14 protein-coding genes are annotated in these 16,925 nt (G+C 31.0%); all 14 read left to right on the top strand.

Annotation, left to right across the window (positions count from 1 at the left end):
- Window positions 1-99: 99 nt before the first annotated feature.
- The 14 genes from ABUA27_RS07940 to ABUA27_RS07875 all read left to right on the top strand — a co-directional run bounded on the left by ABUA27_RS07940 (window position 100) and on the right by ABUA27_RS07875 (window position 16,626).
- Window positions 100-927: a hypothetical protein gene (locus ABUA27_RS07940; protein ID WP_349820525.1), complete on the top strand. Its 828-nt coding sequence runs from the start codon at window positions 100-102 to the stop codon at window positions 925-927.
- A gap of 10 nt (window positions 928-937) precedes the next feature.
- Window positions 938-2,320, top strand: coding sequence for a polysaccharide biosynthesis tyrosine autokinase (locus tag ABUA27_RS07935; protein ID WP_349820524.1), 1,383 nt, complete (start codon window positions 938-940; stop codon window positions 2,318-2,320).
- Entirely contained in the window at window positions 2,320-3,732 is a 1,413-nt protein-coding gene (locus ABUA27_RS07930) for a tyrosine-protein kinase domain-containing protein (RefSeq protein ID WP_349820523.1), read from the top strand. The genes ABUA27_RS07935 and ABUA27_RS07930 overlap by 1 nt, the downstream gene beginning before the upstream one ends.
- A 21-nt stretch (window positions 3,733-3,753) precedes the next feature.
- The gene (locus ABUA27_RS07925) at window positions 3,754-5,700 is read left to right on the top strand and encodes a polysaccharide biosynthesis protein (protein ID WP_349820522.1); all 1,947 of its coding nucleotides are present in this window, start codon (window positions 3,754-3,756) and stop codon (window positions 5,698-5,700) included.
- A 65-nt stretch (window positions 5,701-5,765) separates the two neighbouring features.
- Complete coding sequence (locus ABUA27_RS07920) at window positions 5,766-7,028, top strand: DegT/DnrJ/EryC1/StrS family aminotransferase (RefSeq protein ID WP_349820521.1); 1,263 nt, start codon at window positions 5,766-5,768, stop codon at window positions 7,026-7,028.
- Window positions 7,029-7,031: 3 nt separating this feature from the next.
- The gene (locus ABUA27_RS07915) at window positions 7,032-7,682 is read left to right on the top strand and encodes a sugar transferase (RefSeq protein ID WP_349820520.1); all 651 of its coding nucleotides are present in this window, start codon (window positions 7,032-7,034) and stop codon (window positions 7,680-7,682) included.
- A gap of 7 nt (window positions 7,683-7,689) precedes the next feature.
- Entirely contained in the window at window positions 7,690-8,871 is a 1,182-nt protein-coding gene (locus tag ABUA27_RS07910) for an ATP-grasp domain-containing protein (RefSeq protein ID WP_349820519.1), read from the top strand.
- Between the two features lie 14 nt (window positions 8,872-8,885).
- The gene (locus tag ABUA27_RS07905) at window positions 8,886-10,043 is read left to right on the top strand and encodes a glycosyltransferase family 4 protein (RefSeq protein ID WP_349820518.1); all 1,158 of its coding nucleotides are present in this window, start codon (window positions 8,886-8,888) and stop codon (window positions 10,041-10,043) included.
- Entirely contained in the window at window positions 10,012-11,109 is a 1,098-nt protein-coding gene (locus ABUA27_RS07900) for a glycosyltransferase (RefSeq protein ID WP_349820517.1), read from the top strand. The genes ABUA27_RS07905 and ABUA27_RS07900 overlap by 32 nt, the downstream gene beginning before the upstream one ends.
- 2 nt (window positions 11,110-11,111) lie before the next feature.
- Window positions 11,112-12,392, top strand: a complete 1,281-nt coding sequence (locus ABUA27_RS07895) for a hypothetical protein (RefSeq protein WP_349820516.1) — start codon at window positions 11,112-11,114, stop codon at window positions 12,390-12,392.
- Window positions 12,389-12,967, top strand: a complete 579-nt coding sequence (locus ABUA27_RS07890; protein WP_349820515.1) for a serine O-acetyltransferase — start codon at window positions 12,389-12,391, stop codon at window positions 12,965-12,967. The genes ABUA27_RS07895 and ABUA27_RS07890 overlap by 4 nt, the downstream gene beginning before the upstream one ends.
- The gene (locus ABUA27_RS07885; RefSeq protein WP_349820514.1) at window positions 12,964-14,040 is read left to right on the top strand and encodes a glycosyltransferase family 4 protein; all 1,077 of its coding nucleotides are present in this window, start codon (window positions 12,964-12,966) and stop codon (window positions 14,038-14,040) included. The genes ABUA27_RS07890 and ABUA27_RS07885 overlap by 4 nt, the downstream gene beginning before the upstream one ends.
- The gene (locus tag ABUA27_RS07880) at window positions 14,040-14,933 is read left to right on the top strand and encodes a glycosyltransferase family 2 protein (RefSeq protein WP_349820513.1); all 894 of its coding nucleotides are present in this window, start codon (window positions 14,040-14,042) and stop codon (window positions 14,931-14,933) included. Before ABUA27_RS07885 ends, ABUA27_RS07880 begins: the two co-directional genes overlap by 1 nt.
- A 199-nt stretch (window positions 14,934-15,132) precedes the next feature.
- Window positions 15,133-16,626, top strand: a complete 1,494-nt coding sequence (locus ABUA27_RS07875) for an oligosaccharide flippase family protein (protein ID WP_349820512.1) — start codon at window positions 15,133-15,135, stop codon at window positions 16,624-16,626.
- Window positions 16,627-16,925 lie beyond the last annotated feature (299 nt).

The raw sequence follows: 16,925 nt of genomic DNA, 5'->3' as shown, positions 1-16,925 counted from the left end.
TAATCATTTTACTGTTTATATAGATAAAATTGAGGGTAGTGTATTTATGCTATGTGATATAGATTTTTGACACTACCTATTATTAAATGGGGGAAAGGTATGAACAACAAGGTCAGAAACGGAATCATATTCCTGGTGATTGTGGCATTGTATGGTGGATTCTTACTATATGATACACATAAGCCACAAACTGGTTCTTCACCAGTTATTAAAGTACCTAAAGGTACTTTGGTATTAGATACTGGAATGGATCAGACAGCTTCAAATCAGGCTATTTTAGAGGGTGTAAAAGCCACTGATAAGGAAGATGGCAACATTACTAAGAAAGTATTCGTTCAGGGCATGAGTACTTTTGGTGAAGGTGATGTACGAGTTGTTACTTTAGGTGTATTTGATAAAGATGATAACTACACTAAAGTAAAAAGAAAAATCAAGTATACAAATTATAGTGCACCACAGTTATATCTTAATAAAGCATTAGTTTATTCTAAGGTTGACTCTAAAGCACAGTTTGCAGACTATATGAGTGCTTATAGTTGTGTTGATGGTGATTTAAGTTCTCAGGTTAAAGTAATCAGAGAATATGAACAGGATAAGAACCACTATGTAACATTTGCGGTTACTGATAGTACTGGTACTCAGTCATCTATCACATTGAAGGCATATCAGACTTCTAGACAACAGACAGTTAATATTAACTTAGATACTTATTTAATGAGAGTGAAGGTTGGTACTGAAGTGAATGCGAAGAAACATATTGATTCTGTTACTATGGATGATATGGACTATTCAAGCTTAAAGAATCAGGTAGATATCAATACAGATTATGATAAGAATACACCTGGTACTTATGAATTTATTTATAGAGTAAAGACAAGTAATGATGACTATGGCTTAACTAAATTAGTTGTCATTGTAGAAGAGTAGGGAGGATATTATGGAAAACAATGTACAAAATGAAAATCTCCTTACTATAGTTAAATGTATTATTAAAGATATACTACAAAGCTGGATCTTGATTATTGCAGTCATGATTGTTTTTGGAAGTGTATTTGATTTTATGAAGACAGTCACTTATGTACCTCAATATGGTACAAGTATGACTGCAACATTAAGTAGTGGTGGAGATACTTTTAAGAATATTGATAAGGTTCAGAGTTATGTCAATACATTAGATTATCTAATGAATAGTAATAATGCGAAATCTTATGTAAAGAAAAAGATGCCTATAAGTAAGACAACTTATAAGGCAGAAGTAACTTTAAAACAGGCAAATGTAGTTAAGATTAAAGTGACTGCAGATACTAAAAGAGAAGCCTATTTTTCTATTAAGTATTTAAATGATTGGTATAGTGAAAATACAGAACGTTATAGTTTCCCATACAATATTACTGTATTAAAGGAAAGTAAATTCTCTACTAAACCAGTAAATCCAAATAGTCATATTAAGAACTTCTTAATTGGGGCAGTAGGATCTGGATTTGTATTATCTTGTTTACTTGGTTTATATTTCTTCTTAAGAGATACTATTAAGAGTGAAGATGAAGTAGAAAATAAGCTTGATACAAGATTATATGCAAAGTTACCATATGAAAAGAAGAGTAGAGAAGATGCGAGAAGTAAAAAAGCAATTCTTATTACTTCATTAAAGACAAGCTTCTTCTTTAGAGAATCTGTAAAAAAACTTAGAAGTAAGGTGGAAGCAACAAGTGATAAGCATGGTTATAAGTCATTTATGATTACTAGTGCTTATGAAAATGAAGGGAAGTCTTCTGTTGCAGCTAACCTTGCCTTAGCTTTAGCAAAGAATGGGCATAAGACAATTCTTGTAGATACAGACTTTAATAAGCCAGCAGTATTCAAGATTTTTGGGTTAGATGGTTCTAAAAACTTAAATAAGGCAATTGAAAGCACTGCTAGCTGGAGAAGTCAGGTAGTAAGTGATCGTAGTGGATTAGATTTATTACCATCTAATCAGGACTTATATAAGTCTGAGCAGTTAACAGAAAGTGCTAAACTAAAAGCAATTATCAAAGAATTAGAAGAAGAATATGATTTCGTAATTGTAGATACAAGTCCTGCATACTTCTTAAATGAACCAACAATTGTGAATGGTTTAGTGGACGCAACTCTATTTGTAGTAAGACAGGATTTTGCACCTAGTGATGTCATCAACGAAACAATTAAACGTTTAACTTATGTTAAGGATAACGTAATTGGTGTTGTATTTAAAAACATGTTAAGTGAAAGCAATAAGGGAACTAGTAATTACAATAACCGCTATGGTTATAACAAATATAGAGTAAGGGGGGATAAATAATGGAATCAAATAATCAAGATGAAATGACGATTGATTTAGTTAAGTGCTTTGAAAATTTCCTCCGTGCATTTAAGAGAATGTGGAAGACAGTACTATTATTAGTACTTATTGGTATGGTTGCATTAGAGATGAAAGAAATTCTTTTCTTTAATACAACTTATACAAGTGAAGCAGTGTTTGTACCTTCTGCTGAATTAACAGATACATACTATTATGATGAAACTCAGGCAAGTGGTACTAAAGCAACACTTGTAGATACATTTAATTCAATCCTTACTAGTAAGGAAATGAAGAATATTGTAAAGGATGTATTGAATGTTAATAAGATACCTGCAAAAATTTCAGCAACACAGATTGAAAATACAAATCTTGTTGTATTAAAAGTCACAGGTAAGAGTGCTCAGGATGCCTATAATGTTGCATCAGCTATTACTAATAACTGTGATGCATTAACAAAGGATGCTATGCAGGATGTAAGTATTATGTTATTGGATAAGCCTACAATGCCTAAGAAGGCTGATGCCTCACCAAGTTATTTACTAGCAGGATTAAAGGGTGGATTAATTGGACTTGGAGTAAGTGTTTTATTACTCATTGTAGTTTCTGTATTTAGAAGAACTATCTTAGATAAGAATGATATCAAAGAAATTTTAGGTATGGATTATGTTGCGAAAGTTCCATTAGTAGAAAAGCGTCATCCTAATAATCCAGGTTTATTATTAAATGGTATTGGTATTAAAGCGGATTTCAAGCATTCTTTCCATAATATAAGAATTAAGATGGAACAGGATCATAGAAAAAATAAAAATTCAGTCTATATGATAACAAGTACTGTACCTAATGAAGGAAAAACAACGGTTTCTATTAATACAGCCATTACATTAGGACAGAAGGGTTATAAAGTATGTTTAGTTGATCTAGATATGAGAAACCCATCAGTTGAGAAGACGATTAGATATGCGAATATTCATAGAACATCATTAGACTATATTAATGATAAAAATGTCAACATAGAACAATGTATTGTCCACAAGGATGATATAGATGTTATATTTGGTAGTGATATTTCTGTTGATGGTTCAACTGAATTGTCTAAACCAAGATTAGAAAACTTAATTACAGAATTAAGAGAAGTATATGATTTTGTTATTTTAGATGTTGCACCTTTATATATGATGGAAGATGCATTATTAGTCGCAAAGTATGCTGATAGTGCAGTTGTAGTCGTTAAGCAGGACTATGCAGAAGCAGGAGATATTCTTGATTCTGTAGATGAACTTCATGATACATTACCTCATATTGTAGGTGTGGTATTAAATAGTTATAAAAAGACATTCTATAGTTCAGAATCAAGTGGTTATGGATACGGTTATGGCTATGGATATGGCTATGGTTACGGGAGAAGTAAGTAAGATTTAAGAAGGGAAATGAAAATGAGTAAAGGTTCAAAAAGAAAGGTCGAACATTGGAAGGTTGTTCGATTACTATTAATGGTCTATGACTTTATAGCAGTTATAGTATCATTTGGGATTGCTTTATGGTTAAGATTTGACTGTAAAGTAACAAGTGTAGAACCACAATACTTAACAACTTATAAAAAAACTATTATTATTTATGCTTTGTTCTGTTTAGTTGTATTCTGGTTCTTACGTTTATACAAGAGTATTTGGCGTTTTGCGAGTTATTCAGAGTTATTGAGAGTCATTCTTGCAACTGTAGTGACTGGTGTCATTTACACTGGTTCACTACTTGTATTTAACTTACATATGCCTGTCTCTTATTATGTGATTGGTATTACAGTACAGTTTATTGCAACATTAGGAATTCGTTTCTTTTATCGTTTTGTACTCTTATTACGCGGTAGAACAAACAATGAAGTACAGAAGAAGAATGTAATGATTATTGGGGCTGGTTCTGCTGGTCAGATGTTATTTAGAGATATTAAACATGCTAAAGAAACAAATGAAACTGTTGCATGCTTTATCGATGACAACCCTAATAAGTGGGATAGATACATTGATGATGTACCTGTATTTGGCAGTAGAGATCATATCCTAGAAGCAGTAGATAAGTTCAACATTGAGAAAATCTATGTTGCTGTACCTAGTGCTAATCCTCAGGATAAGAGAGATATTCTTAGAGTATGTAATGAAACATCTTGTGAACTTATGAATCTACCTGGTATGTATCAGTTATATACTGGTCAGGTATCAGTAAGTAAGATGAAGAAGGTTCATATTGAAGATTTATTAGGTCGTGATCCTATTAAGCCTAATATGGATGAAGTGTTTGCGTATGTAAGAAATAAGGTTGTTCTTATTACTGGTGTGGGTTCTATTGGTTCAGAACTTGCGAGACAGATTGCATCACATAACCCTAAACAGTTAATTTTATTTGATGTATATGAAAACAATGCATATGATATTCAGTTAGAGTTAAGAAAGAAGTATCCAAACTTGGATCTAGTGACTCTTATTGGATCAGTAAGAGATAGTAGAAAGATGTTTGACCTTTTTAAGAAGTATAGACCTCAGATTGTATATCATGCAGCAGCACATAAGCATGTACCATTAATGGAAGATAGCCCATGTGAATCTATTAAGAATAACGCTATGGGTACTTATAAGACAGCATATGCAGCTATGGTACATGGATGTGAGAAATTTGTATTGATTAGTACAGATAAAGCAGTTAACCCTACAAACATAATGGGTGCTTCTAAACGTTTATGTGAGATGATTATTCAGGCTTTTGCAGCTAAGATTAAAGAAGGTAAGGCTTATGAAATTCCTCAGTTATTTACTCATGAGAAGGATATGATTGAAGAACCTGAAATCAAAGAAGCATTAAAGACTACAACAACTGAGTTTGTAGCTGTACGTTTTGGTAATGTATTAGGAAGTAATGGTTCAGTTATTCCAATCTTTAAGAGACAGATTGAAGCAGGTGGACCAGTTACAGTTACACATCCTGATATTATCCGTTACTTTATGACTATTCCAGAAGCAGTAAGTTTAGTATTACTTGCTGGTACATACGCTCATGGAGGAGAAATCTTCGTATTAGATATGGGTGAACCAGTTAAGATTACTACTCTAGCTCGTAACTTAATTAGATTATCAGGTTATACACCTGATGTAGATATCAAGTTAGAGTTTACAGGACTTAGACCAGGTGAAAAGCTTTATGAAGAAAAGCTTATGGCTGAAGAAGGTTTAAAGAAGACTAAGAATTATTTAATTCATATTGGTTGTCCTATTCCATTTGATATCAATGAGTTTTTAGGTGAGTTAGATGGATTACTTGATGCAGCATATAGAAATGAAGATGATATGAAAGAAAGAGTACAGAAGATTGTATCAACATATCATCCAGCATAACACATGTGTGTGGCACTTAGTGATAAGTGCCACCCCATGTATTTATTCATAGAGGAGGGAGAAAGATGGAAATGAATAAAAGAAAGATACCTTTTAGTCCACCTGATATTTCTGAATTAGAAATAGAAGAAGTTGCAAAAGCACTTCGTTCTGGTTGGATTACTACAGGACCAAGAACTAAAGAATTAGAAAGAAGAATGGCTGAATATTGTCATACATCTAAAGTGGTATGTTTAAATTCTGCGACAGCAGCAGAAGAATTAAACCTTAGGGTATGTGGTATCCAAGAGGGAGATGAAGTGATTGTACCTGCTTATACTTATACAGCTTCAGCTTCAGCAGCCATTCATTGTGGTGCAAAAGTTATATTTGTAGATAGTCAGAAAGATAACTGTGAAATGGATTATGATAAGGTTGCAGAGGCAATTACCGAGAAGACTAAGGCTGTAGTGGCAGTAGATCTTGGTGGTGTTATTTGTGATTATGACAAGTTATATCAGGCTATTGAAAGTAAGAAGAACCTATTTACTCCTAGAAATGATAACACTTTAGGATCTAGAATACAGAAAACTCTTAATAGAGTCATGGTATTTGCGGATTGTGCACATGCACTAGGTGCTATAAAAAATGGTAAGATGGCTGGTGAATGGGCTGATTTTAGTAGTTTTTCATTCCATGCAGTAAAGAACTTTACGACTGCAGAAGGTGGAGCAAGTACTTGGAAAGATATTCCTGGTATAGATAACGAAGAAATCTATAAGTTATTCCAGTTATATAGCTTACATGGACAGAATAAGGATGCATTAGCTAAGACACAGTTAGGTGCTTGGGAATATGATATTATTGGTCCTTGGTATAAGTGTAATATGACTGATATTATGGCAGCTATTGGATTACGTCAGTTAGATAGATATCCAGGAATGCTTGCAAGAAGAAGAGAAATCGTAAGTAAGTATGATGAAATGTGTGATGAGTTAGGTGTTAAACACTTAAATCATTGGGGTAAAGACTTTGAGTCTTCTAAACATTTATACTTAACTAGAATACCTGGTATTAGTGATGAACAGAGAAGAGAAATCATTATTAAACTAGCAGAACGTGGTGTAAATACAAATGTACACTATAAACCATTACCTATGATGACTGCATATAAAACCTTGGGGTGGGATATAAAAGATTTTCCTAATGCATATGCATATTATGAAAATCTTATTACTTTACCTTTACATACTAAGTTAAGTGATGAAGATGTAGAGTATGTGATTGAAAACTTTAAAGAAGTTGTAAAGGAATACTTACAATCAATTAATGGTTTAAATGGAGAATAGACTATGTATTCAAAAGGAATTAAACGTATATTAGATTTTATAATTGGTCTAATAGCATTACCATTTATTATAGTAATTACTCTTATTATGGCACCAATAATTTATTTTAATGATAAAGGACCTATTTTTTATAATGCATCTAGACTTGGAAGAAATGGTAAGCCTTTTAAAATGTATAAATTTAGAAGCATGATGGTAAATGCTCCAGATATAAGGAATAAAGATGGCTCAACTTATAATGGAGATGATGATCCACGTGTCACAAAAGTTGGGCGCTTCATGCGTAAAACAAGCATTGATGAATTGCCACAATTTTTAAATGTGTTATTAGGTGATATGAGTCTTATTGGACCTAGACCTGATCCACTTGATGATATGGAAATATATACAGAATATCAAAAAAAGAAGTTAAATGTTCGTCCAGGAATTACTGGTTACAATCAAGCATATTATCGTAATTCAGTTGAGCAAAATGAAAAATTTGAGCATGATGTTTATTATGCGGAAAATATATCGTTTTTTCTAGATATCAAAATTTTTTTTAAAACAATTGCAACTATATTAACACGAGATAATGTATATAATGATACTTCTGGTTTAAATGTGGCTGAAAAGCAGAGAGTAGAAGATATGAGGGTTAATAATCATGAGTAAGAAAATTATGATATTGGGAGCGAGTATATTACAACTTCCTGCTATACAAAAAGCTGTAGAAATGGGACTCGAAGTTATTGCTGTAGATATGAATCCTGACGCAGTAGGTTTTAAAGTTCCTGGAGTATTTAGAGAAGTTATTAGTACTATTGATATTGATGCGATTGTAGAAGCAGCTAAGAAACATAAAATTGATGGCATTATGACATTGGCAACTGATATGCCCATGAGATCGGTTGCTGTAGTGGCGAAAGAAATGGGATTGATTGGAATTGATGCTGAAACAGCATTAAAAGCAACTAATAAAGCAGAAATGAGAAAAGCATTACAAGATGCTCAAGTACCAATACCAAAATTCTATAAAGTATCTAATGAAAATGAATATATGGAAGCTGTAAAACATTTTAATGTACCGTTCATAGTAAAGCCTGCTGATAGTTCTGGTAGTAGAGGTATATTTGAAGTTAAAGATATTACTAATGAAAGAGTTATTAAAGAAGCTTATCGTTATTGTTATCCATATTCTAGAGTTGGAGATGTGGTTGTAGAAGAGTACATGAATGGTCCGGAGGTAAGTGTTGAAACAATTTCTGTTGATGGTACTTGTCACGTTATTCAGATTACAGATAAGTTGACTACAGGTGCTCCGCATTATGTTGAAATGGGACATTCACAACCTACTCAATTAAGCAAAGATGTAGCGAGCCAGATTGCTGATGTAGCTAAAGCTGCTAATAAAGCGATTGGAATAGTGAATGGACCATCTCATACAGAAATCATTGTGACATCAGAAGGTCCAAAAATTGTAGAAATTGGTGCAAGACTTGGTGGAGATAATATCAATACTCACCTTGTTCCTCTTTCTACAGGAATCAATATTGTTGAGTGTTGCATAAAAATTGCTCTAGGTGAAAAGCCCGATATCAAACCAAAATGGAATAAAGGTTCAGCAATTCGATATTTTAATCAACATGCCGGAATAATTAAAAGTATAGATGGTATTGAAGAAGCTAAAAATATTAAAGGTGTACAACAAATAAGTATAGTCCACGGAGTAGGCGAAGAGATAACTGAAGTTACAAGTAGTGGTGCTAGAATGGGATTTGTTATAGCACAGGATGTAGATGTTAATTATGCGATTGACGATTGTCAAAATGCATTAGAAATGATAAACATTGAAATTGAATAAGATAGGATGATTATATGAAAGGATATCTTTTTATTGAGAATAGTAGTAAACCAACTGAAGAAGAAGCTAATTCTAAGAAAGATGTTAAGCTTGATAATGTTAGTTATCCATGCTTAGTAAATGCTCTCAAAATGGGATATGATGTGTATTATGGTGTTAATAGGAATAACCCAGAAAGTTTAAATTGCAATCTTCCTATACATTTATATGATTCCCATACATATAGGAGTATAACTGCAATAAAAGATAATATTATTGCATATCACAATGCAAAAGATATTGTGAGTAAAGGAAACATAGAAGTGATTCATTGTAATACTCCAATTGGTGGACTCATAGGGCGTTTAGTAGGAAAAAATTATCATATAGATAAAGTGATTTATACAGCGCATGGCTTTCACTTTTTCAAGGGTGCGCCATTATTTAATCAAACAATTTTGAAAATGGCAGAAAGAATAATGGCACATTGGACAGATGCAATTATTACTATGAATGAAGAAGATTATCAGTCAGCTTTAAAGTTTAAACTTCGTAAAGGTGGTAAGGTCTACAAAGTTCATGGTGTAGGAATTAATTTAGATGATTTTAGTGATATTCAAGTTGATTATAAAACTAAAAGGGCGGAATTAGGGTTAAAAGATACAGATATTGTTTGTATTTCAGCAGGAGACTTAGTTGCAAGAAAAAATTATGGTATTGCAATAGAAGCACTGGCAAAAATAAAAAACAATAATGTTCATTATCTTATTTGTGGTGTAGGTCCTGAAAAAGATAATCTTGAAAAGTTAGCAGTAGAAAATGAAATAGCTGAAAGAATTCATTTTTTAGGATTTAGATCAGATGTTAAAGAATTGATGAAGATATCAGATATTTTTCTTTTTACAACGCTCCAAGAAGGTATGCCAAGATCTATGATGGAAGCAATGGCAAGTGGTCTTCCTTGCATTGCATCCAAAATTAGAGGAAATGTTGACTTATTAGATGAGGGGCAAGGTGGATATCTAAGAGAACCTTCAGATCTAGAAGGAATATCTGAGTGCATTAGTTCTTTATTAGACAACCCTAATCTGCGTGAGAAAATGGGTAAATATAACTTAGAAATCATCAAAAGTTATGATGTTAAAGTAGTAATAAGAGAAATTGAAAGAATATATAAAGAAATTCTGGGGTGAAAAAATGCAAAAAATAAAGATTATGCATTTGTTACAAAGTGATCGTTTTTCTGGCGCTGAAAATGTTGTATGTCAAATCATAAATATGATGGATAATAACGACATTATAGAAATGACGTATTGTAGCAGTGATGGACAGATTAGAGAAGCATTAAATGAGAGAAATATTAGGTTTCTTCCTATTAGGAAACTTACTGTAAAAGAAGTAAAAAGAATTATTAAAGAATATAAACCAGATCTAATTCATGCTCATGATATGAGAGCTAGTTTTATCGGTGCTCTTGCTTGCGGTAATATACCAATCATTTCACATATTCATAATAACAACTTTGATTCTAGAGGGATTTCATTAAAATCAATTGCTTATTTGTATGCAGGTTTGAAAGCTAAACATATATTTTGGGTTTCAGATAGTTCTTATGAAGGATATTATTTTCATAACTTATTTAAAAGAAAAAGTGAAGTATTGTACAACATCATTAGTATTGATAACCTTTATTCAAAAATGACATTGGATAACAATAATTATGATTATGATATTGTTTATTTAGGAAGATTAACTGAACCTAAGAATCCATTGCGACTTATGAAAATTTGCAAAGGGATTGTTGATCAATTACCTTCTGTCAAGATTGCTGTGATTGGTACAGGTGATATGGAAGGCGATACACATAAGGAAGCTGAACGATTAGAACTTGGATCTAATGTAACTTTCTTAGGTTTTCAAAGCAATCCTTATAAAATATTACATGATTCAAAGCTTATGATTATGACTTCATTATGGGAAGGCACTCCTATGTGTGTATTAGAAGCAATGAGTTTAGGTGTCCCAGTTGTCAGTACTCCTACAGATGGCGTTAAGATTGTTGTAGATAATGGAAAAACGGGTTATTTAAGCAATGATGATAAAGAAATAGTGAATTATTGTAAAGCAATTATAAATAATAATGAATTACATAAACTTATGGCAAAGGAATCTATAAGTAGAGCTAAGAAACTTATGGACAAAGTATATTACAGTAATAGAATACTTAAAGCTTATGATGGCTGTATTCAGAGGGATTAACTATGAGAATATGTTTCAATAAAATAGTTAATTCTTATATTGCTATTATAGTTTTAACTTTATTGATATTAATACGTGATTTAGGTCATATTACAGTTCCGTTCATAATCTTCTCTTTTACTGTTTTGATTTTTGGTTTACTTACAGATTCAAATGGTAGATTACTTATAATCTCTTATTTATTACCTTTCTGTAGAGCACTACCATATTCAGAGTTGTTAATTATTGTTTTATTTATTGACATGGTGTTTTCGATAAAAAAAATCAAAGTACATTCAGGGTTATATTTACCTATTTTATTAATAATAGCAATCGAATTATTGGATTATATAAGATTTAACATTTTTTCAAATGAAATCATATATTTAGTTTTGTATATGTTATATGCAGTTTATGTGATAGATCAGGGTATTGCAATAAATCAGGAAAGCAAGATTGCAAAGGCATTCTCTATAGGAACTATAGTTGCAGTTATATCTGTTGTTATTCGTGAAGTATCTTTATTAGGTATGAATTATATTACAGTTTATGGAGTTCGTTTTGGAACCGAAACTAATGGACTTATGGTAACTAACTTCAATTCTAATGAATTAGCTATGTATTGTGCAGTTGCTGCTTCATTAATGATAGTTGAATTTTTACATAGCAAGAATAGATTTGATTTATTTCTCGGAGTAATTGTAAGTGCACTTGGATTCGTCTCAGTATCAAGAACATATTTAATTATTATTTCAGTAGTATGGCTTTATTATATTATGAAACAAATCAGAAGTGTCAAAGGAATAATAATTACAATATTAATGTTAATCATCCTGCTATTTATTTTGACTTATTTCTTTTCAGATTTTACTTCATGGATAATGAGTTATTATTCACAAAGAAATAAGCAAGCTTCATTGGATGGCTTTGGCGGAAGAACTAGTATTATGTCAACGTTATTTAAATATTATTTTGCCTCTTTATGGTCAATGTTGTTTGGATATTCTGAAATGTATCCAAATATTTTGAATTTAGGTGCTGCGCATAATGGCCTACAGGAAATGTTGATTTCTTGGGGACTTGTAGGTTTCATAATCTTAATTATCTGGATTATTACGATGCTTAGATACAGATACATTAAATTAGGAAAGGTTTCAAAAGAATGTATCATTCCTTTTTTTGTTTTTTTACTATTTATCCAAACATTACAGTTTTTTGCGATGCACAATTATTTGATTTTAATGACAATTACTATTATATATGTTTCTTCGCATATCGAAAATAATATAAGGAGGAAAGTATGAATAAAGAATTAAAAGAATTAATTGCTTCTGATTTGTATAGATATGGTATACAAAATGAAAAAAATTTAAATTTAATTTCTAGACATGAATTATATGGTTTTAGATATATGAAAGTTCTTAGAAAAACAAAATTTTATAAAGATCATAGAAAACATGTTCGTTATATTATTTATCGATTAAAGTTGATGTATTATACAGAAAAATATGGTTTCTCTATATCATACAGTACAGAAATTGGAAAAGGTCTTTATTTAGGACATAAAGGAACTATTATAGTTAATTATAAAGCAAAGATAGGAAATAATGTTAATTTAGCTCAAGGTGTAACTATTGGAATGGCTAATGGAGGTAAACATAAAGGTGTTCCTACTATTAGTGATAATGTTTGGATTGGTGCTAATTCAACGGTAGTAGGGGGCATTATTATTGGCGAGGATGTTATGATTGCCCCTAATACTTTTGTTAATTTTGATGTACCTCCTCATTCTATAGTTATATCAAATAAAGCTAAGATTATTGAACGAAATCCTGCAACTATTAATTATGTAGAAAATAAATGGGGAGAAGAAGAATGAAAAAAGTAGCAATTGTAACTCCAGGTTTAATTACTGGAGGTGCTGAGACAATGGCAGTCCGTCTGGCTGTAAATATCAATAAAAATGAATACCAAGTTAAGGTGTATTGCTTAACTGAAAAAAAGAATACTGCATTAGAAAAAATATTAGAAAACTCAAATATTGATGTAGAATATCTTGAAAAAAAGGGCACAGGTAGTTTGAAAACCCTTAATAAACTGTGGCATTCACTGTCTGCATTTAAACCAGATGTTGTGCACTCTCATATAAGTGGAACTATTTATGCATTACCTTGGATTCTTTTTCATAAATGTAGATTAGTTCATACAGTACACACTAAACCAGATCAAGAGTTCTCAAAAAAATTAAGTTCTGTATTAGGCTGGTTAGCAAAGCGTGATAAAGTAGTTATCGTTGCGGTATCTAAAGAAAATCAAAAGATTGCATCTGACTATTATAAAATAGGCGACAAAGTAGTATATGTTAATAATCCAGTTGAAATTTCTAAATATTATAAGAATCAAAAAGAGGATGACTCGGTAGTGTTTATAAATGTAAGCAGACAGGATGTTAATAAAAATCAGATTTTAGCTATTAGGGCATTTTCTGATGTTTACAAACAAGTTCCAAATGCAAAATTAGTATTAGTTGGTGATGGTAACCAACATGATGCACTATGTAAAGCAGCAGTTGATCTAAACTTAAGTGATGTAATAGACCTTGTTGGAGAGAGCAGTGAAGTTGAACAATTTCTAGCTGATGCAGATGTATATATTTCAACTTCCCATCGTGAAGGATTACCATTATCTATGATTGAAGCCATGGCATCTAAATTACCTATTATTTCATCTGATGTTGGTGGTATTTCTGATCTTATAGATGGAAATGGATTGCTTTTTAAAGATGACGATAAAGAAACATTTGTAAAGTGTATGATTACTTTGGCGAAAGATAAAGAACTAAGAAAGGAAATGGGAGATAAATCATACGATATTGTAAAATCTTTTGATGTATCAAAATGTGCTGAAAAATATCAGGAAATCTATGATTGTTGTATGAGGAGGAATTCATAATGTTAACAATTTGTACACCTACATATAATAGAGAATATCTGCTTCATGATTTGTATAAATCGTTGTGCAACCAAACAGTTAATGATTTTGAATGGATTATTATTGATGATGGTTCAACTGACGACACGGAAAAAACTGTTAATAAGTGGATAACTGTAAGAAATGATTTTCCAATCATTTATATAAAGAAAGAAAATGGAGGAAAGCATACTGCAGTAAATATTGGTATTGAAGAAGCAAAGGGTGACTATTTCATTATAGTTGATTCAGATGATTATCTTAACGAAGATGCTGTAGAAATTATTCATAGAGAGTTTGAAAAATTACCAGAAGCTAAATATGCTGGAATAGGCTTTAATAGGATTTTTGAAAATGGAGATATTGTAGGTAAAACTTTTAGTGGAATTTATGTTGATGCTTCAAATTTAGAAAGATCGAAATATGCTATTGAAGGCGATAAGGCTGAGGTTTTCTTTACAAAAGTAATAAAAAAATACAGATTCCCAGTTTTTGAAAATGAATGTTTTCTAACAGAAGCACTTTTATGGAATCGTATTGCAAACGATGGGTACAAAATCAGATGGATTAATAAGGGATTTTACGTATGCAGATATCAGGAAAATGGTTTGAGTATGAATAATAGTGATTTAAAGTCTTATGAAGGATATTCATTATATATTAAAGAATTATTAACTTATAATCAAATTTCTATGATTGAAAAGATAAAATGGCTAGGAGTTTATTCTTACTCATGTCATCAAAATGGTATTTCTGACAAAGAGACAAGTGAAAAAATAGAAATATCTAAATTAATGGTCTTTTTTTCACGAATACTATATAAATTGAAAAGTATTGGTTCAGAGAACGCAAGAAAAAAGAAATTGCGAATTTAGACAATATGGTTTTAATAATTATGAATGTATAACAAAAAGTTCATTGATAATACGTATAGGATTCCATGGTTTTTAAAATATTGTGGAACTATCGAACATGGTACAGTTTCTTACTTTTATGTACCAAAAATATTTTATTTTTACGAGAAATAGTGTTCTGCCGGCACCTAAAAAAGTAATAAAAGAAAAGGAGATAATAATGAGATCAAAAAATGCAATATTGAATATTAGTACGTCACTTATACTGCAAATGTTAACAGCAATTAGTGGTTTGGTTATATCAAGATTAATTTTACTAACATATGGATCAGGTGTAAATGGTCTAGTTGCTTCGATATCACAATTTTTGTCTTATGTGTCATTACTAGAAGCTGGAGTTGGTGGGGTAATTAGAGCAGCACTATTTAAGCCACTTGCAGAAAAAAATATTGAAAAGGTATCAGAAATAGTAAAGGCCACAAAACTTTTCTTTCAAAAAATTGCTTATATATTTAGTTTCTATGTAATTCTATTAGCTATTGCATATCCTTATGTGGTTAGAGGTAGCTTCTCTTGGGGATATGTGTTTTCATTGGTAATTATTATTAGTGTCAGTACTCTATTTGAATACTTTTTTTGCTTGCCCTATATAAATTTATTATCAGCTGATCAAAAGGTATGGGTTATTAGTTTATTAAACTCTGTACTTGTTATTATGAATATTATTGTAATTTATATAGCAATTATTTTGGGAATGGGAATTCACGGAGTTAAAATATGTGGAATTTTTGTCTACGCTATAAAACCAATTTTTTACTATGCATATGTAAAAAAATATTATAAATTACAAAAGACAAAAGTGGTGTATCATATTGAACAGAAATGGAATGGTTTAGTACATAATTTAGCACAATTTATACACAATAATACAGACGTAGCACTTATTACATTATTTATTAATGTTTCAGAGGTTTCAGTATATGCTGTTTATTATGCTGTAGCATCTGGTATTGAGAGAGTTATTTCTTCTATATCTGTAGGTTGTGCAGCAGGGATTGGTGATGTTATTGCAAGAAATGAAAAAGAACGTCTTAATGAGGTTGTAAATACATTTGAGTTTGTTCAAAGTGGAGTTGCAACAGTTCTATTTACTGTTACGGGAGTAATGATTGTTCCTTTTGTAAAACTATATTCACAAGGAGTAACGGATACGAATTATTTGCGACCAATTTTTTCTTATTTATTGGTTCTAGCTGAGTTATTTTATTGTATTCGAAGTATTTATAGTACAATTATCTTGAATGCAGGCCATTATAAACAGACTCAGATTAATGCTGTAATGGAAGCTGTGACTAATATTTTGATTTCGCTTATCCTCATTCAGAAAATGGGAATTACAGGCGTTGCAATTGGAACTTTGGCAGGAATGTTTGTGAGAACAATTATGGATGTTCATTATCTTTCAAAAAATATAGTATACAGGTCTCCAAAATATTTTTTAAAATCATTAATCATAAATACTGTTGTATTCGTAATAAGTAGTTTTGTTGGTCACTTTATACCGATTACTGTTGTTGGTTGGATGTCATGGTTATTCTTGGCTTTTATTGTTTTTATCAGTACATCATTATTTGCAATATTAGTGTATCGTATTGCATATTCAGATCAGATGCATGCAGTAATAAACAGAATAAAACTTCTTATTGTCAGATGAATTAATCAAAAATGTTATTAGGTTAATGAAATATTATAGAGGATATCACATTTTGATTAGAATTTAATAGAGCTTCATTTTCTAATTGATTTTTATGTATTGTACTGATAATCCGCAATAGGTTATAACTACACTATTCTCAAAATATATATCTGTTCTAAAAATTAAGATAATATAGAGAAATAATGATTAGTAAATTAGAAATCAGTATAGAATTTAATGTTAAATTATATATGTCTTTTTAACTATCTTTTTATATCTTCTCAAATGTCCGCAAAGCCTTATTTTATCGGCTCTAC

The organism is Catenibacterium sp. RTP21428st1_D7_RTP21428_210409, assembly GCF_040227455.1.
Classification (GTDB): Bacteria; Bacillota_I; Bacilli_A; order Erysipelotrichales; family Coprobacillaceae; genus Catenibacterium; species Catenibacterium mitsuoka_A.
The sequence above is the reverse complement of the archived record's forward strand: the minus strand, read 5'-3'. Positions and strand labels throughout refer to the sequence as shown.

What these genes read in the sequence shown, in the direction of transcription:
- ABUA27_RS07905 (WP_349820518.1), top strand. Translation starts at nt 8,886, where the DNA reads ATGAAAGGATATCTTTTTATTGAGAATAGTAGTAAACCAACTGAAGAA.
- ABUA27_RS07915 (WP_349820520.1), top strand. Translation starts at nt 7,032, where the DNA reads ATGTATTCAAAAGGAATTAAACGTATATTAGATTTTATAATTGGTCTA.
- ABUA27_RS07940 (WP_349820525.1), top strand. Translation starts at nt 100, where the DNA reads ATGAACAACAAGGTCAGAAACGGAATCATATTCCTGGTGATTGTGGCA.
- ABUA27_RS07925 (WP_349820522.1), top strand. Translation starts at nt 3,754, where the DNA reads ATGAGTAAAGGTTCAAAAAGAAAGGTCGAACATTGGAAGGTTGTTCGA.
- ABUA27_RS07910 (WP_349820519.1), top strand. Translation starts at nt 7,690, where the DNA reads ATGATATTGGGAGCGAGTATATTACAACTTCCTGCTATACAAAAAGCT.
- ABUA27_RS07920 (WP_349820521.1), top strand. Translation starts at nt 5,766, where the DNA reads ATGGAAATGAATAAAAGAAAGATACCTTTTAGTCCACCTGATATTTCT.
- ABUA27_RS07935 (WP_349820524.1), top strand. Translation starts at nt 938, where the DNA reads ATGGAAAACAATGTACAAAATGAAAATCTCCTTACTATAGTTAAATGT.
- ABUA27_RS07890 (WP_349820515.1), top strand. Translation starts at nt 12,389, where the DNA reads ATGAATAAAGAATTAAAAGAATTAATTGCTTCTGATTTGTATAGATAT.
- ABUA27_RS07885 (WP_349820514.1), top strand. Translation starts at nt 12,964, where the DNA reads ATGAAAAAAGTAGCAATTGTAACTCCAGGTTTAATTACTGGAGGTGCT.
- ABUA27_RS07930 (WP_349820523.1), top strand. Translation starts at nt 2,320, where the DNA reads ATGGAATCAAATAATCAAGATGAAATGACGATTGATTTAGTTAAGTGC.
- ABUA27_RS07880 (WP_349820513.1), top strand. Translation starts at nt 14,040, where the DNA reads ATGTTAACAATTTGTACACCTACATATAATAGAGAATATCTGCTTCAT.
- ABUA27_RS07895 (WP_349820516.1), top strand. Translation starts at nt 11,112, where the DNA reads ATGAGAATATGTTTCAATAAAATAGTTAATTCTTATATTGCTATTATA.
- ABUA27_RS07875 (WP_349820512.1), top strand. Translation starts at nt 15,133, where the DNA reads ATGAGATCAAAAAATGCAATATTGAATATTAGTACGTCACTTATACTG.